Source organism: Bacillus sp. DU-106 (assembly GCF_004799705.1).
GTDB lineage: Bacteria > Bacillota > Bacilli > Bacillales > Bacillaceae_G > Bacillus_A > Bacillus_A cereus.
In genome coordinates, this window is sequence record NZ_CP026607.1 from 1,903,943 (window position 1) to 1,925,665 (window position 21,723).

Consider the following 21,723-nt stretch of genomic DNA (forward strand, 5'->3'; position numbering starts at 1 on the left):
AGGAAGTTTTTTTGTTGTAAATTGACTGAGATTATTGAAAAATAGAAAGAGAATGAAAGAGGGGGAAAACAAATGAAAGTATGTATATTGGGAGCAACAGGACGAGTAGGTTCAAACATAATTAATTTAGCATTAAAGGATTCAGCTGAAGTGACTGCATTAGCGCGTGATTTAAATAGAATAGAAATACAACATGAAAGGTTAAGAGTGATAGAAGGGAATGTATTGAACGAAAATGATATAAAGAAAGCGATAGAAGGAAGTGATATAGTAATTAGTGCACTTGGAACGGATCAAAATGGAACATTAGCGAAGAGTATGCCACAAATTATAAAGAAAATGGAAGAAGATGGGGTTCGTAGGATCATAACAATAGGAACAGCTGGTATTTTACAAGCAAGAACAGATCTAAATTTATATCGTTTTCAATCAACGGAATCAAAACGGAAAACGACAACGGCAGCGGAAGATCATTTGGCTGCATATAAGGTACTAAGTAATAGTAATAATTTATGTTGGACAGTTGTTTGTCCGACACATTTAATAGATGGTGAGGCGACAGGGGTATATCGAACTGAAAAAGATATATTGCCAGAGGGTGGATCAAAAATTACAGTGGGTGATACAGCACACTTTGCATGGGATCTATGTAAGAAAAACATATATGAAAATAGTCGAGTAGGTATTGCATATTAAAAAACCATCCCGAAGTCGGGATGGTTAAAAGATGATATAACACAAGAAGATGATAATCATAATGATTTGGAGAATTGCTTTCGCTACTGTACTGCTTAAAAAACCAACTACAGTAGCGACTCCAACTAGAAAAGCATCTTTTGGCGATTTTTTATGTACTAGTTCTGTTATAAATACTGATAAGAACGGTATGATAATAAGTCCGAATGGTGGGAAGAAGAACGAGCCGACAATGATAGAAATCATTCCGACACGTTCGCCCCATTTAGAACTACCGTATTTTTTTAAGAAATATCCATTTGCAATAAAATCAGCAACGAAAATGAAAAGAGTGAAAATGACTTGAATAATCCAAAAAGAAGTTGTTAATTCGCCTCCATTTATACCGAAATGGTAAATCAAATATCCAGCCCAGACAGCTAGTATGCCAGGGATAATTGGATAAATAAAGGCGAGAAATGAAACAACGAAACAGGCAATGATACAAATTGTTAATAAAACAGCCACTTTATAGCTCCTTTTTAATATCTAGTTTATGTACAGCAACTTTTTTGACTTGATGTCCATCAAGTTCTAATACTTTAAATTGAAAACCAGCATATTCAATGGAATAGCCAGCTTCAATATTTAAGTCAACTGCTTGAGAGAGAAGCCATCCTCCGATTGTATCTAAATCACTATCATCAATATGTAGGCCAAACATATCATTTACTTCAGAAATAAGCACCTTTCCATCTAAAACAGTAAGCTTAGGTGTACGCTTTTCAATCATAGGTGATTCATCAGCATCGAATTCATCTTGAATTTCTCCAATGATTTCTTCAAGAATATCTTCCATCGTTAAAAGTCCGGCAGTACCACCATATTCATCCATAACGATTGCCATCTGAACGCGATTTTTTTGAAGGTGGACTAACGTTTTACGAATTGGGACTGTTTCAAATACAGTTAGAACAGGATGTATATAAGATTCAAGTGGTTTATAAATACCTTTCGTTTGATCATGGAATACTTCTTTCGTATTGATCATCCCAATGATATCATCTTTATCTTTTTCAATGATTGGATAGCGTGTATATTTTTCAGTAGCGACGATATCCATATTTTCTTCTAACGTATTTTCAGTAGACAAGCAAATCATTTCGGTACGAGGAACCATAATTTCTTTCGCAACTCGATCATCAAATTCAAAAATGTTATTTACATATTTATATTCGGTTTGGTTTATTTCGCCGCTTTTAAAACTTTCACCTAAAATGAGTCGCAATTCCTCTTCAGAATGAGCAAGTTCACTTTCCTTCGCAGGTTCTAATCCGAGTAGTTTTGTGAAAAATATAGCTGTACTATTGAGTAGCCAAATGAATGGATACATAATTTTATCAAATAAAATAAGCGGTCTTGCAAATTTGAGTGTGATTGCTTCTGCTTTTTGAATTGCGAAAGACTTTGGAACTAATTCACCTAATACAACGTGGAAAAATGTAATAACACTAAAAGCAATAACAAAAGATAAAGTGTTAGCCATTGTTCCAGTAATATTAATTTTTTCAAAGAGCGGTCGTAGTATATGTTCCACAGTCGGTTCACCAAGCCAACCAAGCCCTAAAGAAGTGATTGTAATTCCGAGCTGACAAGCTGATAAATAAACATCTAAATTAGATAGGACGCTTCTTGCAGCTAAAGCTTGTTTATTACCTTCATTTGCAAGTTGGTCAATTCGACTTTTTCGTACTTTTACAACAGCGAATTCTGATGCAACGAAAAAGCCAGAAATAAGAATAAGTACAAAGATGAGAAAAATATTTAATATGTCCAAGCGTGTTCTCCATTCCAAGGTTTGGAATAAAGATGTCACCTCCTGCAATTATGTTATACTTTTATAATAAATCCAAATGAAAAGAATAGTCAAAGGAAAAGGGTAAATATTGGTATGTTTCTGTAATAGTTTTTGAATTTGCTGTTATTTTGTCCGCTATACAAAAGGAATAACCCCCTACTTTTAGATTATAGAGGGCTATTTTAAATTAAGGTTTTGGAACACTTCTCGTTAAAGTGTATGACTGTTGCTTGGAGTAGTTTGTGGTCCATAGTGTTTGAAGGAAAGAAAGTATGCTATATGGGATATAGAGTAGTAATAAGCTGATTGTAACAATTATAGGTGAATTTCCGCCAAATTGAACGATAAATTGTAACAGTCCATTTGCATGAAAAACGCATTCCATAAAAACGAATGAAAGAATAATGGAACCTAAAATTGATTTATGATTTGAAGTAAGCGCTAAAAACAATGTGTCTACAAGAAAAGAATCATGTTTTATTTCATATTCATTTGTGTTTTTTAAGAAAGGAATCCATTTTTTTACTGCTTGCATAACGATAATCATGGAAGTACTACATACGATGATAAATGATGAGTAGTAAGGAAGGTTTATAAATTGTGCGATGTATAGAAGTAGTAATAAGACTGAACATTGTAATACTACAGTGCAAAAAGAGTAAGGTATCCATTTCAATACAGTAGTAAACTTTTTAAACGAGTTAGGTACTTTGAAAAATAAATGGCCGATACCCAAACTTATGAAAAATCCGATCGCAAGGGTAAAAGTAAAACGAACAATCGATATAAAATATATTTCCCATATGTAAGGGAATAATGGTGTTGAATGATTAGAAGTATGTATCATTTGGTTTGCTGAGAAAAAGATAGATTCATGCATCCAATCAACCTTTGGAATTGATATAGAAGAAAGCTGTGCGAAGTTTTGAAAAATGCTAATAAATCCATTTTGATAAGAGTAATTGTGTGTAATAAAAAGAGCTGGAATAGGACTTATGGCAAAAATAAAAATAACACCAATTATAAATTTACATATATGTGAGCGTAATAAGGACATATAACCACCTACTCTTAGAATATTCAGAAAATTCTTATTCTTATTTTAGCTTTTTTTGAAAGAAGTTACAATATATTTTTCATTTAGTAATTCAGAGAGAAGATTTGATAGCAAAAATATACAAGTGAAGGATTCATGAATAAATTATGACAAGAAAATGAATAATTTTCAGAAAAATAAAATAAATCATTTATTTTTTTCTGAAAATATAATATAGTTATGGCACAGAAAGTATTTTAACATAAGGAGGCTTTTTATGAGGATTAAAGGGAATTACGTGCCGAAAAGGGAAGTTTTACTGTGCTCAAGTTCGATTACGATTGGGGAAGCGTTAGAGCATTTAAATAAAACGGGGTATCGTTGTGTACCAGTTTTAGATGAAAAAAAAGAGAAATTTTTAGGGAATATATATAAAGTAGATATTTTAGAATATAAAGGATCACTTGATGAGAGTGTAATACAATTATTAAACGATAAAGAAGGATTTGTGAGAGAAGATTCATCTTTCTTTAAAGTATTTTTTACAATAAAAAAATTGCCTTATTTATCAGTAGTTGATGAAAAAGGGGTTTTCCTTGGAATTTTAACGCATAAAAAAGTTTTTGAGTTATTAGAGGATGCATGGGGCGTTCACTCTAGTAAATACTCTGTCATGATTGGAACGCAAGACTATAATGGAGCAATCCAAAAATTATCGACAGTTTTAAAGAAATACACTGGTATTCAAAGTTTGATGACTTTTGATAATGATGCCTTATTAGTTCGTAGAATTATGTTTACATTAGGAGAAGAGTTTAACGACGGTGAATTAGAGACATTATTGAAAGATTTAGAAGATCACGGATTTAGAGTTGTGTATGTGGAAGAGATGAAAAATCCACGTGAAGTTGAAACGATAGAGTAACATACAAAAGCCATCTAATTATATATTAGATGGCTTTTGTATGTTACGTGTATAAAGTTATTTGAAAATAACAATCGAATAATAGGTGAGATTGTAACAATATTTGTGTAAGAGAATAAAAAATGTAGATAATTTCGATTTTCAAAAAAATCAATTTGAAAATATGTTTTTATTTTGTAACTAAATATGTTACTATATGTGTGATAAAAACAAAGAGGTCTGACATCTACACTCCACGTAATAACACTCTAATGATTTAAAAATTCAAAAAAATCAAAATTCAAAATAATAATTGTATTAATGATTAGAGTAAAAATAAGGGGAATGGAGAAATTATGGAGAAAGACACTGCTTTGTAAGGGGCATATTTTATCATCTTGAGCAGAGAGGAGGATGCATAGCATATTGTAAAATATAGAGATAAACAATGAAAAAGTGCTATGCAAATGAAGAGCATGAAGGGACGTTTAAGGCCAGGTGATACGGTAGCAATTGGTTTAATGCTATTTGCATTATTTTTAGGAGCAGGAAATTTAATTTTTCCGCCAGTTTTAGGTCAACAAGCAGGAGAGAATATTTGGATTGCTACAATAGGATTCCTTGTAACGGGAGTCGGATTACCCCTACTAGCTGTAACAGCTGTCGCGTTTGTAGAGGGGGACTTGAAAGCGCTATCTTCTAGAGTCCACCCTATATTTGCGTTTATTTTCCCATTGATTAGTTATTTAGCAATTGGACCATTTTTCGCGATTCCTCGTACTGGAGCTGTTTCGTTTGAAATGGGTATGAAGCCGTTTTTATCAGAGGCAATGGTTTCAGAGTGGTACATGCTATTTCTTTTCACGATAGTTTTCTTCGGAATAACGTGGTATTTATCATTAAATCCATCTAAATTAGTGGATTGGTTCGGAAAGTTTCTTACACCATTATTAGTATTAATTGTCGCTGTTATTGTCGGAAAGGCAATTATTGATCCAATTGGAGAGCCAGCTGCGCCGTTAGCTGCTTACAAAGAAAATGCTTTCTTTGGTGGATTTATTCAAGGATATTTAACGATGGATGCAATTAGCGCGCTCGTATTCGGAATTGTCGTTGTACAAGTTATCCGCTCTAAAGGGATAAAAGAGAGTAGTCAAATTGCAAAAATAACAGTAGTATCAGGTATTATTGCTGTACTTGGTTTAACGTTAATTTATTTATCACTTGCTTATCTTGGTTCAACAAGTACATCACTTGGTATCTCAGAAAACGGTGGCCTTATTTTAACGAATGTTGTAAATGAGCTATATGGGACGAGTGGTAAAATTTTATTAGGGCTTGTTATTATACTCGCTTGTTTAACAACTTCTGTTGGGTTAACATCTGCGTGTGCAGGTTTCTTTACAAACTTATTCCCAAAACTTTCGCATAAAACGATTGTAACAATGGTATGTGTATTTAGTTTAATTGTATCTAACCTAGGTTTAACACAATTAATCGCAGTAACATTACCTGTGTTAATGATCATTTATCCAGTTGCAATTGTATTAATCGTACTTTCGTATTTCCATAAGTGGATTGGGAAGCGTAATACAATTTATATTGGAGCTATTTTAGGTGCATTGTTAATTAGTTTCTTTAACGGTTTAGAAAGTGCGAAAATTAAAATTGACGCGATTTCTAATGTACTACAAATGTTACCGTTATATAACGAAGGAATCGGATGGTTAATTCCATCGTGTATTGGCGGGATTCTTGGTTTCTTCTTCTATAAATCAAATGAATCAAGTGAATTACAAAAGAAAGGTGCTTAGGCACCTTTCTTTTTTTGAAGGGGATTTTTGTATTTTGTCTAAGTAATAATTGGGGGGAATGATAAATGGCTAATTTTGAAGATTTTTTAAATTTGGATTTGAGAATTGGAACTGTAATACATGCAGAGGAATTTAAAGAAGCGAGAGTACCAGCGATTAAACTAGCAATAGATTTTGGAGAAATCGGGATAAAGCAGTCAAGTGCTCAAATTACGAAAAGGTATATTCCAGAAGATTTAATCGGTCAACAAATCGTTGCTGTTGTAAACTTTCCACCAAAGCGTGTAGCTGGATTCAAATCAGAAGTGCTTGTGCTTGGTGGTGTTCCTGAAGCTGATGATGTTGTGTTACTTCAGCCTAATATGGAATTGCCAAATGGAACAAAAATTAGCTAGGGTGAAGGTAGGGGCTAATATGGATATCGGACGAGAATATTTGCAATGTGCGATTTCGAACTTTAAAGCAACAAAGAAACAAGGGGAACGGGCTCTTTCTCAATTATCATATGAACAAATACAATGGTCTTCTCATGAAGAAACAAATAGTATAGCGATTATTATTAAGCATCTGCACGGTAATATGCGTTCTAGATGGACGGATTTTTTAACGTCTGATGGTGAAAAAACAGATCGTAATCGAGATGGTGAATTTGAAGGATGCTATCATTCAAAAGAAGAAACCCTTATAGCTTGGCAAGAAGGATGGAAATATGTTTTTAATACGATGAATACTTTAACGCCGCAACACTTATTGAAGACGGTATACATTCGCGGTGAAGCACATACTGTCATGCAAGCAATTGAAAGGCAAATTTCTCATTATGCATTGCATATTGGTCAGATTATTTACATTGGGAAGATGTTAAAAGAAAATGAGTGGGAATGTTTAAGTATTCCGAGAGGTCAGTCTGCGCGTTATGTAGAGAAAAAACGTTCAACATAATAATAAGAAAGCAACCGATAAAAAATAGGAAAAAAGAAAGTCAGCCAAATAATAGATGGTTCTGTAATCATAAGAATACTGCCAAAAATAAGTCCATATATAATAAGAAAGAAATTGAAAAGTGTATTCACAGGGAGAAATCGTGAGATAAACACTTGCTGTCGTTTAAAACAATCACTGTGAAATAAATAAAAGCGGAAGTACCATGTGGCTGTAATAAGGTCTTTCTTTCTCACAATTCTTTTTTTGCATGTATGACAGATAAATGGTGGTTGCATTTCATTACGCTCCATTTTTTATTTTCATAATAATGTGAGACAAAAGTAGGTACAAAGTGTATGTTCCTATATACGCTCCTGCAATAAGGAAAAATGGATTCAGTAAAATTCCATGAATGCTCGTCATGAAAACTAAATCTTGTATTAAAACATCGTATATATTAATGGAAATAATTGTACCAAGTACATATAGTGCCAAGTACGCAGAAATATGTAGCACAATAGAGATTTTTGGTTGCTTAGCGGACAAATAAAAAATGAATGATAGAGCGATTGGTAATATTCCTATTAATAGCTTCAATTCATTTCACCTCATTAACAATATAGCCGAAATTTTAACGGTCTATTCTCTAGGGCTTGTACATAACTTGAAATAGAGAGGTGATAGTATGAATCGGGGCTTTTTTTTTATGAAGTTTACAAATATGCGTAAGTTAGTTTTATTTGTTATTACTACAGTGCTAGCGACTTTTTTTCTTATTAGTCTGATGGTAACCTCTATGAAAGAGACAAAGTCAACGTATTTATATAATTGGTTAAATGAGTTATCGATGAATGGTTACATGTATGTACTTGGAAAAGAGAATCATTATTTTACACAGGAGTATCGAAATTTGAATCAAGATTTTTCAATTTCTTCTTTTCTCTTTTCTATGGCTACAAATATTCGCTTTAATGATGTACGCAGTTTTGTCGGGAAAGAGCTCCCGGGATTTGGTAAGTACGATACAGAAATTGTTATTGCGGGTGAGGGTACAAATTATTCTAACTTACCGATAGAGTCGAGTGTTCCTCTTGAAGAAGTAGTGAAGGAACGGACTAGTGGAACTGGACAAGCACCTAAACAAGATACGAATAAAGAGAAAAAACAGCCGTCCCAAACGACTGGGAAGAGACAAGTTGCGTTTATTTATCATACACATAGCTGGGAATCTTATTTACCTTTACTTAACTTAACGAATGACCCGAATCCGAATAAAGCAACGAGTTCTGTGTCGAATATTTCTATATTAGGAGATCGTTTCCGTGAACAACTAGAAGGTGAAGGGATTGGAGCTACTAACGATAAGAGTGATGTTGGTCAAAAGTTAATAAGTAAAGGTTTAAACAGTAATAGTTCGTATAAAATGTCACGAGAAATTGTGCAGCAAGCTATGGCTGGAAATAAAGATCTTCAATACTTTTTTGATTTGCATCGTGATAGTGCCCGAAAGAATGTAACGACAAAAACAATTGGAGATAAATCATATGCAAAGCTTGCATTTGTAGTAGGGAAAGGAAATAAAAACTATGAAAAAAACTTACAATTAGCGACAGCTTTACATGAGGCGATTAATAAGAAATATCCAGGAGTGAGCCGTGGGGTCATTCAAAAAGGGTTCCAGACAGGAAATGGGATCTATAATCAAGACCTATCAGGACAAGCGATATTAATAGAAGTTGGCGGTGTAGATAATACAGAGGAAGAATTGAATCGATCAATTGATGCACTTGCTAAAGCATTTGGTGAATATTTTTGGCAGGCAGAAAAAGTGAATGGATAAAGTGAATGGATAAAGTGAAACGTGAATTAGCCAGGACATCTATCGATAATTATTAGCTCACTTCAATCTTGGAAAAACGTAAGTGTAATGCTTGCGTTTTTTCTTTGTAATGGTGAGATGTCACAGAATAGACATAATTTGTCGTTGTTATAGTAATATCGAAATTTGTCAATTTATAGTAGGAGATTTACAAAGGGATTTTCGAGAAAGTAGAGAAAATCTTTTTATAAGGAAAACTTTTTATTATGAAACTGGTAGGGTGATTGAAGTGATTAGAGAGATCGAAATAGAAGATGCAGCATCATTTTTACAATTAAGTAAGCAATTAGATGAAGAAACGAAGTTTATGTTATATGAACCAGGAGAAAGAAAAACTACAGCTGAGCAACAAGAAAAAATAATCGATCGATTTATAGAAAATGAATATGCAACAATATTTGTAGCAGTTGAAGATGAGAGGATAGTAGGTTTTATATTAGTGAATGGAAATAACATTCAAAGAAAGAGACATGTGGCAACCATTGTAATTGGTATTTTGCAAGAGTATAACGGGCGAGGTATTGGGACGAGATTGTTTAAAGAGGTTGAGAAGTGGGCAAAATTACATGATGTATGGCGTTTAGAATTAACAGTAATGGCCCACAATACAAGAGCTCAGACACTATATAAAAAAGCTGGATTTGAGAAAGAAGGTGTCAAAAAAGCTGCTCTTATTATCGATGGAAAGTGCATCGATGAGTATGAAATGGCCAAATTATTAAAATAAGAGGTCGTTATATGAAAAAAAGATGGGCACTACTTGGTATTGTAGCTGCAATAATTATTGTTGGAGTAGCAGGAATCAATTATAAAATGTATAAGGATAAGCAGGCGCGGGAAGTAAGTGTAAATAGCATATTTCCGAAAGCGAAAGAAACGATTGCTAATATGGATGGGGATATTGCGGTAATTAATAATCCGAATTCAATGCTTGTACTTGTAAATAAAAGTAGGCGTTTACCAGATGGGTATAGACCGCCAGATTTAGTTATTCCGAAAGTGCGCTACTCTAGTGAAGGTGATCAAGAAAAGAAAAAGATGAGAAAAGAGGCAGCGAGGGCGCTTGAGGATATGTTTCAGCAGGCTGACAACGAGCGTATTTTTCTTTTTGCAGTTTCTGGATTTAGATCTTTTGATCGACAAAAAGCATTAAATACGATGTATAAAAAACAAGACGGGGAAGCAAAAACAGCAATGTCTAGCGCGGTTCCTGGCACAAGTGAGCATCAAACTGGACTAGCTATGGATATTACGTCTCAATCTGCTAAATTTCAGTTAGAGACAGTTTTTGGGGAAACGAAAGAAGGTCAGTGGCTTTCTGAAAATGCCCATAAATTTGGTTTTGTGGTTCGATACACAAAAGCGAAAGAAACGATTACGGGCTATCGGTATGAACCATGGCACGTAAGGTATGTGGGAAATCCACAAGCTACATATTTGTATGATAATCAACTGACGCTTGAAGAAGTAACAGAGTGAACAATTGAGGGGAGAGATGTACAATGACGATGTTATATAAGAAAAAAGTACATGCATATATTACAAGAGAACAAGAGGGGGTTATGCAATTACTTGTTTTTAAACATCGTGATATACATGAAGCTGGTATTCAAGTGCCGGGGGGAACGGTTGATGAAGGTGAAACGTTAGAAGCTGCTATATTGCGTGAAGTACAGGAAGAATCCGGATTGCGTCATTTATGCATAGAGCGGTTTTTAGCAGATTACATTATACATATGAAAGAAAAACAGGAGTATGAAAAACGCCACTTTTTCCATGTAACTTTACTAACAGATGTAAAGGATACTTGGGAACATATTGTAAGTGCTGGTGAGGAAGATAAAGGATTAGTATTTTGCTATGAATGGGTTGATATTGCAAAATGCCCTGAATTAGCTGGGAAACAAGGTGAGTTTTTACATTTATTAGATGAAGTATACGCACAGTAATGTAAGAGTCTGAAGCGAAGGTTAATCCGTTTCAGACTTTTTTTATTTTTCGGGAAATTAAAGGTGTTTAAATAAGGATATTGAATTTCTTTAAAGGGATATTAATTTAGGATGTGTTGAGATGAAAAATTGAAAAAGTAAGGGGTATATGCTAAAAAAGTTCATATAAGGGAGAATATAAATGGAAATTCAGTTTAATCCAATCTTAAAAAAGGAATTAACAATTCAAGATATTCAAAATGAAATGGAATCTGGAAAGCTAACTTCAAAAGAGCTAGTGATGTATTATCTCTATAGAATCGCAAAGTATGATCAAGACGGGCCGAAAATCAATTCAATTTTAGAAATTAATCCAGATGCTATTTTTATTGCAGAAGCGTTAGATTATGAAAGAAAGACAAACGGCGTAAGGGGACCATTGCATGGAATACCTGTTTTGCTTAAGGATAATATTGAAACGAATGACTTCATGCATACAAGTGCAGGTACAATAGCTCTAGAACAAAATATAAGCAGTGAAGATGCATTTCTCGTTACTAAACTGCGAGAAGCAGGGGCAGTGATAATAGGAAAAACGAATATGACAGAATTAGCAAATGCAATGTCTTTTGAAATGTGGGCTGGATATAGTGCAAGAGGTGGTCAAACAATCAATCCATATGGAACGGGCAAGGATCATATGTTTGTTGGCGGATCTAGTACAGGATCTGCAATAGCAGTTGCTGCTAACTTTACAGTAGTATCTGTTGGGACAGAAACCGATGCTTCTATTTTGAGCCCCGCTGTTCAAAATTCTGTAGTAGGTATTAAACCGACTGTCGGTTTAATTAGTCGTAGAGGAATTATTCCATTTACTTATTCGCAAGATACAGCTGGACCATTTGCTAGAACGGTAACCGATGCTACTATTTTGCTAGGGAGTTTAACTGGAGTGGATGAGAAAGATGTAGTTACTCACAAAAGTGACGGTAGGGCATATCGGGATTATACATCTTACCTTGATGCAAATGGTTTAAATGGAGCGAAGATTGGTGTGTTTAACGATGCACCAAAAGATTATTACGAAAATGGTGAGTATGATGAAATCTTGTTTAAGGAAACGATCCAAGTATTACGTAATGAAGGAGCGACAGTAGTAGAAAATATTGATATTCCTTCTTTTCATAGAGAATGGAGCTGGGGAGTTCCGCTTTATGAGCTGAAGCATAGTTTAGATAACTATCTTTCTAAATTACCTTCTACTATCCCGGTACATTCTATTTCGGAGTTAATGGAGTTTAATAAAAACATAGCAGAAAGAGCTTTAAAATATGGACAAACTAAGTTAGAGGGAAGAAAAGATTTTCCTAATACGTTACGAAATCCAGAATATTTAAATGCGAGATTAGAAGATATATATTTTTCTCAAGAACAAGGCATTGATTTTGCATTGGAAAAATATAATCTTGATGCGATACTGTTTCCTTCCTATATAGGTTCTACTATATGTGCGAAAGCGGGTTATCCGTCTATAGCAATACCGGCAGGGTATATGGAAAGCGGGAGGCCTTTTGGAATTACCATTGCAAGCACTGCCTTTAGTGAAGGGATATTAATTAAATTAGCTTATGCTTTTGAACAAGCGACAAAGCATAGAAAAATCCCCAACTTATCATGAATAGAATAAACAAAGAGGACAGGAATCCCTGTCCTCTTTGTTTTAGTGATTAAAGTGAAATATCGTTCTGCTCTGTCTTATGATATTTTAATAAACTAAAGGATAAACAAGCGGAACATAAAATAAGAATAGAAGCGATGATATAAATTGTACGAACACCGAACATATCAGTAATAATGCCAATGCTAAGCATAGATAGTCCAGAGGCTGTTGAAAGAAGTGCACCATGTGCTGTATACATTTTGGATAATAAAGCGGGGGTAACACTTGATTGTAAAACAGTCGTTTGAGAAATATCTCTAATTTGATAACATGGTCCCATTAGAACACATAGAAAAAGCGCAATAAATCCACTGCTCGTCATACCATATAAAAATGTAAGAATGCTAAATATAAGAGAGCTAATCGACATAGATCGTATTAAATTGTTTTGAATATAGGAACTCATTTTCCACGCTAATAGACCACCGATTAACGTGCCAACATAATAACTTGTATTAATATATCCCCACCATTCTTCGCCCTTATGAAGGATAGTCGTAACGTATGCCATCGTAATAGCACCAATCCATATTGTCCCTGCGAAAGTTTCGATTAAGTCCATATATGTAACGGTACGGAGAGAAGGATTTTGAAATAGGAGTTTCCAACCTTCCAATAAAACAGTACTTTTGGAAGAGGGAGAATCTGCTATTCTTTCAGTATGTATGGAACGTAATGAAAAATGTAATGCAATGCATCCGAAAATCATTAAAATGTTATTAATCATGAGTGTAGAAGTAGCGCCAATGAGAAGAACGACAATACTCGTAAATGAATAAGCAACGGCTTGCACAATTTGTGTTGAAAAGGAAAAGATACTATTTACTTTTACTAATTTTTCTTTCGGTGTAAGGCGCGGAAGAATACCGTATAATAATGGAGCACTCCACCCGCTACATAATGAAATGACAAAAATAAAAGTTAATAGAGCTATAATGTTTGTGGATAAGACCGGGAACAAAATCATTAATAATAGTAAAAAGACTGTTTTCAACCATTGGAGCGTATATAACAGCGTATAAGATGGAAAACGATTTATCATAAGTGGTGCAGAGATGTTAGCAATTAGATTTGTGATAACTTGTAATAATGGAAAAAGAGCAGTAATAGTAGCTGATTTAGTTGCTATATAAATATGAGTTGTAATAATCATTACATATACGATGTCAGCGAGAGTAATGCATATTTTGGAACCTAAATAGTAGATTAGTGACAGGTTTCTCAATAAGAATATCACCTCTATAAAAAATAGTATTTAGTAATTGTAATTTAAAAATTAAAATTTTTAAAGAATTTAATTTTTTGTCACTTTTTGAAAGGGATTTTCATGTATAATGAAGAATATATTGATATAGTATTATATTAATGATCATTGTAACAGTGAATATGTACAATAGCTTGTAGCAAACGCCCAAGTGTAAGAAAGGGCGGATAAACCATTCTTTTCTTCATATACATATAGAAAATGAGAAAGAAAGTGAGGGTTGCATATGGCTGCTTGGGTAATTTGGTTTATAATAGCTGGTATTTTATTTATCGCGGAAATGTTGTCGATTACATTTTACATGCTTTGGCTTGGAATTGGAGCTGTTGTCGGAGGTCTTATTGCTTTGTTTGCTCCTGATGCACTACTGTTACAAGTTACTGTTGGTGCAATTGTAAGTTTAACTTTGACATTCTTTACGAAAAGAATTTCAAAAAACTTTCGAGAAGCAAAAGGTTTTACTGATACAGTAGATATGCTTGTTGGTAAAAGAGGGATTGTTATGCAAGCGATTACAAATGAAGCGAATGGTATTGTGAAGGTGGATGGAGATACTTGGACAGCTATTGCAGATTCTTCAATTGATGCTGGAGAAAAAGTCGTTGTTATAAAGAGGCATAGTACTATATTACAAGTGAAAAAGGAGAGTGAATAAATATGGTAGCATTAACGTTAACGATTATATTCGCACTAATTGTAGTTACATTTATCGCATTAACAATTAAAATTATTCCTCAGCAAAAAGTTGGGGTTGTTGAAAGATTTGGTAAGTTTCAACGTATAATGCACCCAGGGTTAAATATTTTAATACCAATTGTAGATCGTGTTCGTGTATATCATGACTTACGCATTCAACAAACGAATGTACCACCGCAAAAGGTAATTACGAAAGATAATGTTCAAGTAGAAATTGATACAATTATTTTCTATCAAATTGTTGAACCAGAACTTGCGACATATGGTATTTCAAACTATGAATATGGTGTTCGTAATATTACGTCAGCAACGATGCGTCAAATCATCGGTAAAATGGAACTGGATGAAACGTTATCTGGTCGTGAAAAAATTTCAACAGAAATCCGCTTAGCGCTTGATGAAGCAACAGAAAAATGGGGCGTACGTATTGAACGTGTCGAAGTTGTTGATATTAACCCGCCAAAAGATGTGCAAGCATCAATGGAAAAACAAATGAAGGCTGAGCGTAATAAACGTGCGATTATTTTAGAAGCTGAAGCAGCAAAACAAGATAAAGTCCTTCGCGCTGAAGGGGAAAAGCAAAGTAAAATCTTGATGGCTGAAGGGGATAAAGAAGCGCGTATTCGCGAAGCTGAAGGTATAAAAGAAGCAAAAGAATTAGAAGCACAAGGGGAAGCACGAGCAATTGAAGAAATTGCAAAAGCAGAACAAAATCGTATTGAATTGCTTCGTGAAGCGAATTTGGATGAGCGTATACTTGCTTACAAATCATTTGAATCATTAGCTGAAGTTGCAAAAGGACCAGCAAATAAAGTCTTTATTCCGTCTAATGCAATTGAAACACTTGGTACTCTTGGGGCAATTGGAGAAATATTTAAAGAAAAACAAGCGAAGAAACTACCTTCAAATGATACAGGAAAAGAACAATAAAAGTGAGGAAGAGAAATGGTATACCATTTCTCTTTTTTTGTGCGTATATTCTGAAAAGCTTGTACATATCCATGTATAAAGAAGGTGATGCAGTGAAAAAGTATGCAACTCGAATACATGGGAAGAAGCTGATTTCGTTACTCCTTTTATATGCGCTAATAGTAATTATGATAGCGTCGATTTTGACGTCATTTTTACATACAATGAAATCGAATTATGCAAATCAATGGTTTGGAAAAGTATCGATGCAAGGTTTTGTTCAAATGATAGAAAGTGAGAATCGCTATTACGGATTTGATTATTTTAAGAAGAATAAAAGAGAGTCAGTTGGGAATTTAATGTTCTCTATCGCGACAGATTTGAAAATTAAAGATTTAAGAACATTCGTCGGTAAAGAAGTACCTGGTATGTCAAAGTATTATTCTAATATTATCGTAGCTGGGGAAGGGACAAACTTGACAAATATCCCAAATGAATCTAGTGTACCGATTGAAGAAGTAACGAAAGAACGGGAAATAGCAAAAGATAAAGTTACAGAAGCGGAAAAGAATAATCCGGTTCAGAAAAAGAACGGAGCGAAAAAAGGTGAAAGTGCAGTATATATTTATCATACACATAGCTGGGAATCCTTCTTTCCATTATTACCAGGGGCAACTGATCCATCTAGCCCAGATGTAAATGTGTCTTTACTAGGGAAACGTATGAAAGAGCAACTTGAAGGACAAGGAATTCCGGTAGTTCATGATAAAACGAATATGGGTGATTTATTAGCGAGTAAAAAGTGGGTATGGTATCAGTCATATAAAGCGTCTCATGAATATGTAAAAGAAGCATTAGCACAAAATAATAAAATTGCGTTTCCGATTGATATACACCGTGACGATCAGCGTAAGAAAGTAACAACAAAAGTAATTAACGGAAAATCGTATGCAAGATTATATTTTATAATTGGGATGGAAAATGAAGGCCGTGCTGAAAATGAAAAAATTGCAAGAGCGATCAATAGTTATTTAGATGAAAACTATTACGGATTAAGTAGAGGGATTTTTCCAAAGTATAAAAAAGATGGAAATGGCGTTTATAACCAAGATTTATCGAAAAATGCGATGTTAATTGAAGTTGGTGGTGTTGATAATACGTTAGATGAATTATATAACACAATTGATGTGTTAACAGAAGCGTTTAGTAAATATTATTGGAATGATGCGGAAAAAGTGAATGGATGAGGGATGGGAGACCGTTCCTTTTTTATTTTGGAATCTTAAAATGTGATATAATGGAATTTTATGAATGTTAAATAAAGGGAGAGAGAAACATGCAAATACTACTAATACGCCACGGAGAATCAGAAGCTGATATTTTACATGTGCATGAAGGTCGAGCTGATTTTGAGTTAACTGACAAAGGGAGACAACAAGTACAAAGACTTGTACAGAAAGTGAAAAAAGATTTTGCACCAGATTTCATTTGGGCAAGCACATTAAAACGCGCTCGTGAAACGGGTGAAACATTAGCAGAAGCAATTGGTTGTCCAATTCAATTAGAAGAGGAATTAATGGAGTTTAATAATGGAGTGCAAGCAGGCTTATCATTTGAAGAAGCAAAGAAATATCCAGAGCCAAAGTTTCTTCATGATCGTTTTGAAAACGGGGAATCGTTTATTGAGTTTCGAATGAGAATAGAAGGAATCTTTTCTAAAATCTTGACAGAGAATACATATGACCGAATTGCAATTGTTGCCCATGGGGGCGTAATTAATAGTCTATTACGTGCATTTTTCAAAATGCCAATTTCAATGGACTACTATTTCAAAATGGGAGATACGGGAATAAGTTTAATTGAAATTGAGGGTGAACAAAAAACGGTGCATTTCATTAATGATACGAATCATTTGGACGGGATGTAAAGACTTATGTACAAAGTTGTATTTTTCGATGTTGACGGTACGTTATTAAGTGAGATTGATAGAAGCATGCACGAAAGTACAAAAGAAGCGGTACAAAGATTAATAGATAAAGGAATTCACGTAGTTGTTACAACTGGAAGACCATATAGTTTATGCTCACAATTTAAGGAACTAGGTATAAATACGTTTATTTCAGCAAATGGTGCACATATAAAATGTGGGAAAGAAGTTATACATAAATCAGTACTTTCAAGCGAAATCGTTCATGATATTTCAAATTTTGCTGAATTACATGGTCACAGTGTTTCTTACTTTACAGAAGAATTTGCAATGAATAATATTGCTTCCAAAGATGAACGTGTCATGCGAGCGTTAAATGAAACCTTAAATTTAGAGCAGTATCCTGACAAAGTTAGAAACTTATCAGATGAGATGTATTGCATATGTCTGTATGCTGATGATACAGAAGCTCAAAAATTCATTGAAAGATATCCAGCACTTACGTTTGAGCGTTTTCATGGTTACGTTATAAATGTATTGGAAGATAGTAAAGTATCGAAGCTAACTGCAATTCAAAAAGTATTGGAACATTTAAACATTAGTAAATTAGAAGCCATTGCTTTTGGCGATGGTGGAAATGATATTGAGATGTTGCAGTATGTAGGATTAGGAGTTGCGATGGGAAATGGTGGAGAGGAGTTGAAGAGAAGGGCTGATTTCGTTACAACGAAGGCGAGTGAAGGCGGAATTTCTTATGCCTTAAAGAAGTTGCGCATTATTTAAAACTAATAGTTAGTCAGTGTGAAAAATCCTGTTTTATTAATGGCTTTTGTTAATATGTATACTGTTTTAGGGAATTATTTGAGCTCTCCTACTTACAATTTAACTGCAGAACAAATCCTTTATTTTCGCTTAGCAGGGCTGTTTGGTATGTTGCTCTCACCACTTGCAGGTCGTTTAACAAAGAGGTTTGAAGTAAGGAAAGTTCTTCAAGGAGGATTGTTGATTGTTATTTTTAGTCTAAGTTCAATAGGCTTTGTTTCGTATCTATCTCTACTTGTAATGATGAGTGTCTGTTTTGTAATAGGTATTGCTATATCCGTTCCGTCTTTAGTTTCTCTTGTAGGTCAATTAGGAGGGAAAATTAGGAATGATACTTTTTATTGGTTTTGTAGCTTCTCTATTTATAATTAATGAATGAGTGGAAAATCACTCAAATAAAGGAATGCGAGGATCGTTCATATGCTCGCATAATAAAATATGAATTTGTCCACGATGATGATAAAAGTGTGCAACGATTTCAAGTAACCATTCAAAGCGCGAATAAGAAATACCCCAATAGGCAGTCATAACTTCTGCTAATTCTATTTGGGAGTAGGAAAGAAATGTTTTAGAGAGAAGGTTGTAACCTTCAATCATCGTTTGTTGCATGTGAGCAACTGTTACGGGGGTACGTTCTATATAAAAGGTATGTAATTCTTTTTCTGGAATACCATTTAAAATGAGTAAATCAGCATGACAAATAAGAGAAAGATGTGCACACATTTCAAATAATGATCGTTTTGAGTGAATCGGTTGTATTTTTAAATCGTTTTCACTATATTGGTTAAGCATATCAATAGAAGTATCAATAGCAACTTTTAGTTGATGCAATGCAGATTGAACAAACATTGTAATTCTCCTCGTCTCCGTATATAATAGTTTCTTGAGGATATTATATCATACTCAAAATTCCGAAAATTCTAGTAGTTTGACTAGCATAATGAAAAGTATTATATTGTAAAAGGTCATATGAAACGTGAAATAGAATGGAATGCAATTATTGAGTTAGGAGTTAGACCAATGAGTTTGAAATATGGAAGAGATACAATTGTAGAAATTGACTTAAATGCTGTAAAACATAATGTAAAAGAATTTAAAAAACATGTAAATGATGAAGAAATTAAGATGATGGCTGCTGTAAAAGCGAATGGGTATGGCCATGGGGCAGTTGAAGTTGCCAAAGCTGCAATTGAAGCAGGAATACATCAACTTGCAGTTGCATTTGTAGATGAAGCAATAGAATTAAGAGAAGCAGGAATTACTGTGCCGATTTTAATTTTAGGATACACACCAGTAGCGGCTGTAGAAGATGTAATTCAATATGACGTTATGATGACTGTTTATAGAGTAGAAGATTTACATGGTATAAATGAAATTGCAAACCGTCTTCAAAAGAAAGTACAAATTCAAGTGAAAATTGATACAGGAATGAGTCGTATCGGTTTACAAGAAGAAGAAGTTAAACCATTTTTAGAAGAATTAAACCGTATGGAGTATGTAGAGGTAGTAGGGATATTTACGCATTACTCTACGGCAGATGAAATCGATAAATCATATACGAATATGCAAACAAGTTTATTTGAAAAAGCTGTTAATACAGCGAAAGAATTAGGAATTCAAATACCATATATTCATAGTTCAAATAGTGCGGGATCAATGGAATTAAGTAACACATTTCAAAATATGGTACGCGTTGGAATAGGAGTGTACGGTATGTATCCGTCAAAAGAAGTGGATCATTCAGTCGTTTCTTTACAGCCTGCGTTGTCGTTAAAATCAAAAGTAGCTCATATTAAACAAGCGAAGAAGAATCGTGGTGTAAGTTATGGGAATACGTATGTAACAACTGGTGAAGAATGGATTGCGACTGTACCAATTGGTTATGCTGATGGTTATAATCGTCAATTATCTAATAAAGGCTATGCGTTAATTAACGGGGTTCGAGTACCTGTTATTGGCCGTGTTTGTATGGACCAGTTAATGTTGGATGTTTCAAAAGCGATGCCAGTACAAGTAGGAGACGAAGTAGTATTCTACGGTAAACAAGGTGAAGAAAATATCGCAGTAGAAGAAATAGCGGATATGTTAGGTACAATAAACTATGAAGTTACATGTATGCTAGATAGAAGAATTCCGCGTGTCTATAAAGAAAATGACGAAACAACTGCAGTTGTAAATATATTAAGAAAAAACTGAATCATTTCGATTCAGTTTTTTTATTCATATCAAATGCGAATATACCCTCTTTATGTAATACGGAGTAAACTTTGTGAAACACACTTTTTAGTTCATCTAAATTAAACTATCACCGGCAGAGATGACCAGTCCCGCAACAAAGATCTAATATACGAGAGTAGGGAAGAGCATCTTGTAAAACGAGGCTGGGTAGGAGTATTAAACAAAATGTCTCCAATGTTTATTATAGATGTTTGCTAAAATATCATAATTAGAATAAATTGTTTTTTTTAATATATATATTCACCTAAATATTCATTAAATTATAATAGTCATGCCTCGTTTTAATTTCAAAACCACATTGTGTATATAGTTTTAAAGCGTGGATATTTTTCGTTTCGACGTCTAATTCAATTGTTGAAACTCCTTCTGTAATAAGGGTATGTACTATATTACAAAGAATATCTTTTCCGTATCCTTTACCTTGATAAGAAGGATGAACGGCGAATCCTGATAGTGTAGTAGATTGCTCTTGTTTAGAAACTGTAATTGTTCCTATCACTTTTTCAGCAATAAGGGCACTGTAAACTTGATGGGAAGATGAATTCATCATTTTTTGTAACCATGCAGTCGTATTTTCTACTGAATCACCAAAGGCTTTACTAGAAATTTTAATAAGATCAAGAAGTGATTCTGAAGTTGCAAGAGTAAGCTGTATATTATTATCTGTTGTTTTTTGAATTTCGTTTGTTTTGCACTCCATACTATATTCACTATATAAATATGGTAACTTCATATGTTTTACAAATTCATTCCCAGAAATAGAATCCCCATTAATAATAAGAAGAGCTTCATCTGTCTCTCTATTTTGTATTTCTTTCATTGCAGTTTGTAAAAGGATAGTTCCGAAACGTTGTTTTCTAAAATGAGGATGTACAAAGCCTATTAGTTCAAGTTTTGTTGGTCTTTCGAAATCATACATATTTAAAGCGCCAATTAATTGAGTACCGTTATAAAGAAGAAAATCGTTTATATAATCTTCATTTCGATTTTTTAAAAAGTTGATATGTAAATCTGAAGAGTAATCAAGATTGTCTTGTTGCCCACAAATATAAGCCAAATCCTTCATTTGCTGTATTTCACTTTCTGTTACAGAACGCTTTTTCTGAATATCCATTGTATACTCCCTCTC

General features: G+C 33.9%; 25 protein-coding genes and 1 pseudogene. 17 read left to right on the top strand and 9 right to left on the bottom strand.

Annotated features, from left to right (window positions below; translation table 11 throughout):
- The first annotated feature begins 72 nt into the window (after nucleotides 1-72).
- Complete coding sequence (locus tag C3Y97_RS09865; RefSeq protein ID WP_000861646.1) at nucleotides 73-696, top strand: NAD(P)-dependent oxidoreductase; 624 nt, start codon at nucleotides 73-75, stop codon at nucleotides 694-696.
- Nucleotides 697-720: 24 nt separating this feature from the next.
- Here C3Y97_RS09865 and C3Y97_RS09870 read toward each other — a convergent pair whose 3' ends face one another.
- The 3 genes from C3Y97_RS09870 to C3Y97_RS09880 form a co-directional block, all read right to left on the bottom strand.
- Nucleotides 721-1,203 (bottom strand): DUF456 domain-containing protein, encoded by a 483-nt coding sequence (locus tag C3Y97_RS09870; protein ID WP_000279685.1) that lies wholly within the window; start codon nucleotides 1,201-1,203, stop codon nucleotides 721-723.
- 1 nt (nucleotide 1,204) lies between these two features.
- Nucleotides 1,205-2,512 (bottom strand): hemolysin family protein, encoded by a 1,308-nt coding sequence (locus C3Y97_RS09875; protein ID WP_000353738.1) that lies wholly within the window; start codon nucleotides 2,510-2,512, stop codon nucleotides 1,205-1,207.
- A gap of 208 nt (nucleotides 2,513-2,720) precedes the next feature.
- A complete protein-coding gene (locus tag C3Y97_RS09880) occupies nucleotides 2,721-3,590 on the bottom strand; it encodes a hypothetical protein (RefSeq protein ID WP_065223564.1) in 870 nt (289 codons plus the stop codon).
- 256 nt (nucleotides 3,591-3,846) lie between these two features.
- Here C3Y97_RS09880 and cbpA point away from each other — a divergent pair, with 256 nt between their 5' ends.
- The 4 genes from cbpA (at nucleotide 3,847) to C3Y97_RS09900 (ending at nucleotide 7,229) form a co-directional block, all read left to right on the top strand.
- Nucleotides 3,847-4,494, top strand: coding sequence for a cyclic di-AMP binding protein CbpA (cbpA, locus tag C3Y97_RS09885; RefSeq protein WP_001220526.1), 648 nt, complete (start codon nucleotides 3,847-3,849; stop codon nucleotides 4,492-4,494).
- Between the two features lie 455 nt (nucleotides 4,495-4,949).
- Nucleotides 4,950-6,287, top strand: a complete 1,338-nt coding sequence (gene brnQ4 / locus C3Y97_RS09890; RefSeq protein WP_406801671.1) for a branched-chain amino acid transport system II carrier protein BrnQ4 — start codon at nucleotides 4,950-4,952, stop codon at nucleotides 6,285-6,287.
- A gap of 65 nt (nucleotides 6,288-6,352) precedes the next feature.
- Complete coding sequence (csaA, locus tag C3Y97_RS09895) at nucleotides 6,353-6,682, top strand: chaperone CsaA (protein WP_001263013.1); 330 nt, start codon at nucleotides 6,353-6,355, stop codon at nucleotides 6,680-6,682.
- Entirely contained in the window at nucleotides 6,663-7,229 is a 567-nt protein-coding gene (locus C3Y97_RS09900; RefSeq protein WP_000435831.1) for a DUF1572 domain-containing protein, read from the top strand. The genes csaA and C3Y97_RS09900 overlap by 20 nt, the downstream gene beginning before the upstream one ends.
- On the opposite strand, the gene C3Y97_RS09905 is transcribed toward C3Y97_RS09900, so the two are convergent.
- Nucleotides 7,202-7,507 (bottom strand): hypothetical protein, encoded by a 306-nt coding sequence (locus C3Y97_RS09905; protein WP_033686886.1) that lies wholly within the window; start codon nucleotides 7,505-7,507, stop codon nucleotides 7,202-7,204. The two genes, C3Y97_RS09900 and C3Y97_RS09905, sit on opposite strands and share 28 nt — an antisense overlap.
- A 4-nt stretch (nucleotides 7,508-7,511) precedes the next feature.
- Nucleotides 7,512-7,808: a hypothetical protein gene (locus tag C3Y97_RS09910; RefSeq protein WP_000770738.1), complete on the bottom strand. Its 297-nt coding sequence runs from the start codon at nucleotides 7,806-7,808 to the stop codon at nucleotides 7,512-7,514.
- Nucleotides 7,809-7,896: 88 nt separating this feature from the next.
- Here C3Y97_RS09910 and spoIIP (C3Y97_RS09915) point away from each other — a divergent pair, with 88 nt between their 5' ends.
- The 5 genes from spoIIP (C3Y97_RS09915) to C3Y97_RS09935 all read left to right on the top strand — a co-directional run bounded on the left by spoIIP (C3Y97_RS09915) (nucleotide 7,897) and on the right by C3Y97_RS09935 (nucleotide 12,696).
- The gene (gene spoIIP, locus C3Y97_RS09915; RefSeq protein WP_001079278.1) at nucleotides 7,897-9,051 is read left to right on the top strand and encodes a stage II sporulation protein P; all 1,155 of its coding nucleotides are present in this window, start codon (nucleotides 7,897-7,899) and stop codon (nucleotides 9,049-9,051) included.
- A gap of 268 nt (nucleotides 9,052-9,319) precedes the next feature.
- Nucleotides 9,320-9,817, top strand: coding sequence for a GNAT family N-acetyltransferase (locus C3Y97_RS09920; protein WP_000617568.1), 498 nt, complete (start codon nucleotides 9,320-9,322; stop codon nucleotides 9,815-9,817).
- Nucleotides 9,818-9,828: 11 nt separating this feature from the next.
- Nucleotides 9,829-10,569 (top strand): M15 family metallopeptidase, encoded by a 741-nt coding sequence (locus tag C3Y97_RS09925; protein ID WP_000747649.1) that lies wholly within the window; start codon nucleotides 9,829-9,831, stop codon nucleotides 10,567-10,569.
- Between the two features lie 23 nt (nucleotides 10,570-10,592).
- Nucleotides 10,593-11,039 (top strand): NUDIX hydrolase, encoded by a 447-nt coding sequence (locus tag C3Y97_RS09930; RefSeq protein ID WP_000178293.1) that lies wholly within the window; start codon nucleotides 10,593-10,595, stop codon nucleotides 11,037-11,039.
- 181 nt (nucleotides 11,040-11,220) lie between these two features.
- Complete coding sequence (locus C3Y97_RS09935) at nucleotides 11,221-12,696, top strand: amidase family protein (protein ID WP_000405401.1); 1,476 nt, start codon at nucleotides 11,221-11,223, stop codon at nucleotides 12,694-12,696.
- Nucleotides 12,697-12,745: 49 nt separating this feature from the next.
- Here the strand turns inward: C3Y97_RS09935 and C3Y97_RS09940 are convergent, their stop codons facing one another.
- Nucleotides 12,746-13,963: an MFS transporter gene (locus C3Y97_RS09940; RefSeq protein WP_069358027.1), complete on the bottom strand. Its 1,218-nt coding sequence runs from the start codon at nucleotides 13,961-13,963 to the stop codon at nucleotides 12,746-12,748.
- Nucleotides 13,964-14,228: 265 nt separating this feature from the next.
- On the opposite strand from C3Y97_RS09940, the gene C3Y97_RS09945 reads away from it, so the two are divergent.
- From C3Y97_RS09945 to C3Y97_RS09970, 6 genes are all read left to right on the top strand, one after another.
- Nucleotides 14,229-14,657, top strand: coding sequence for an NfeD family protein (locus C3Y97_RS09945; protein WP_000741976.1), 429 nt, complete (start codon nucleotides 14,229-14,231; stop codon nucleotides 14,655-14,657).
- Nucleotides 14,658-14,659: 2 nt separating this feature from the next.
- Complete coding sequence (locus C3Y97_RS09950) at nucleotides 14,660-15,628, top strand: SPFH domain-containing protein (protein WP_000226252.1); 969 nt, start codon at nucleotides 14,660-14,662, stop codon at nucleotides 15,626-15,628.
- Between the two features lie 20 nt (nucleotides 15,629-15,648).
- Nucleotides 15,649-16,854, top strand: a complete 1,206-nt coding sequence (spoIIP, locus tag C3Y97_RS09955) for a stage II sporulation protein P (RefSeq protein ID WP_306426789.1) — start codon at nucleotides 15,649-15,651, stop codon at nucleotides 16,852-16,854.
- Between the two features lie 89 nt (nucleotides 16,855-16,943).
- Nucleotides 16,944-17,534, top strand: coding sequence for a histidine phosphatase family protein (locus tag C3Y97_RS09960; RefSeq protein WP_001166435.1), 591 nt, complete (start codon nucleotides 16,944-16,946; stop codon nucleotides 17,532-17,534).
- A 6-nt stretch (nucleotides 17,535-17,540) separates the two neighbouring features.
- Nucleotides 17,541-18,317 carry a Cof-type HAD-IIB family hydrolase gene (locus C3Y97_RS09965; RefSeq protein WP_000278973.1) on the top strand — a complete coding sequence of 259 codons (777 nt, stop codon included), beginning with the start codon at nucleotides 17,541-17,543 and terminating at the stop codon, nucleotides 18,315-18,317.
- 39 nt (nucleotides 18,318-18,356) lie between these two features.
- Nucleotides 18,357-18,728 carry an MFS transporter gene (locus tag C3Y97_RS09970; RefSeq protein ID WP_080001420.1) on the top strand — a complete coding sequence of 124 codons (372 nt, stop codon included), beginning with the start codon at nucleotides 18,357-18,359 and terminating at the stop codon, nucleotides 18,726-18,728.
- A gap of 15 nt (nucleotides 18,729-18,743) precedes the next feature.
- Here C3Y97_RS09970 and C3Y97_RS09975 read toward each other — a convergent pair whose 3' ends face one another.
- Complete coding sequence (locus tag C3Y97_RS09975) at nucleotides 18,744-19,205, bottom strand: DinB family protein (protein ID WP_000497991.1); 462 nt, start codon at nucleotides 19,203-19,205, stop codon at nucleotides 18,744-18,746.
- Nucleotides 19,206-19,376: 171 nt separating this feature from the next.
- Here C3Y97_RS09975 and alr point away from each other — a divergent pair, with 171 nt between their 5' ends.
- Complete coding sequence (gene alr, locus C3Y97_RS09980; RefSeq protein ID WP_002204801.1) at nucleotides 19,377-20,552, top strand: alanine racemase; 1,176 nt, start codon at nucleotides 19,377-19,379, stop codon at nucleotides 20,550-20,552.
- Between the two features lie 22 nt (nucleotides 20,553-20,574).
- Here alr and C3Y97_RS28040 read toward each other — a convergent pair.
- Both C3Y97_RS28040 and C3Y97_RS09990 read right to left on the bottom strand, forming a co-directional pair.
- Nucleotides 20,575-20,828: pseudogene (locus C3Y97_RS28040) on the bottom strand (class I SAM-dependent methyltransferase); the annotation flags it as partial.
- A 10-nt stretch (nucleotides 20,829-20,838) separates the two neighbouring features.
- Nucleotides 20,839-21,708 carry a GNAT family N-acetyltransferase gene (locus tag C3Y97_RS09990; RefSeq protein ID WP_000354421.1) on the bottom strand — a complete coding sequence of 290 codons (870 nt, stop codon included), beginning with the start codon at nucleotides 21,706-21,708 and terminating at the stop codon, nucleotides 20,839-20,841.
- Nucleotides 21,709-21,723: the final 15 nt, after the last annotated feature.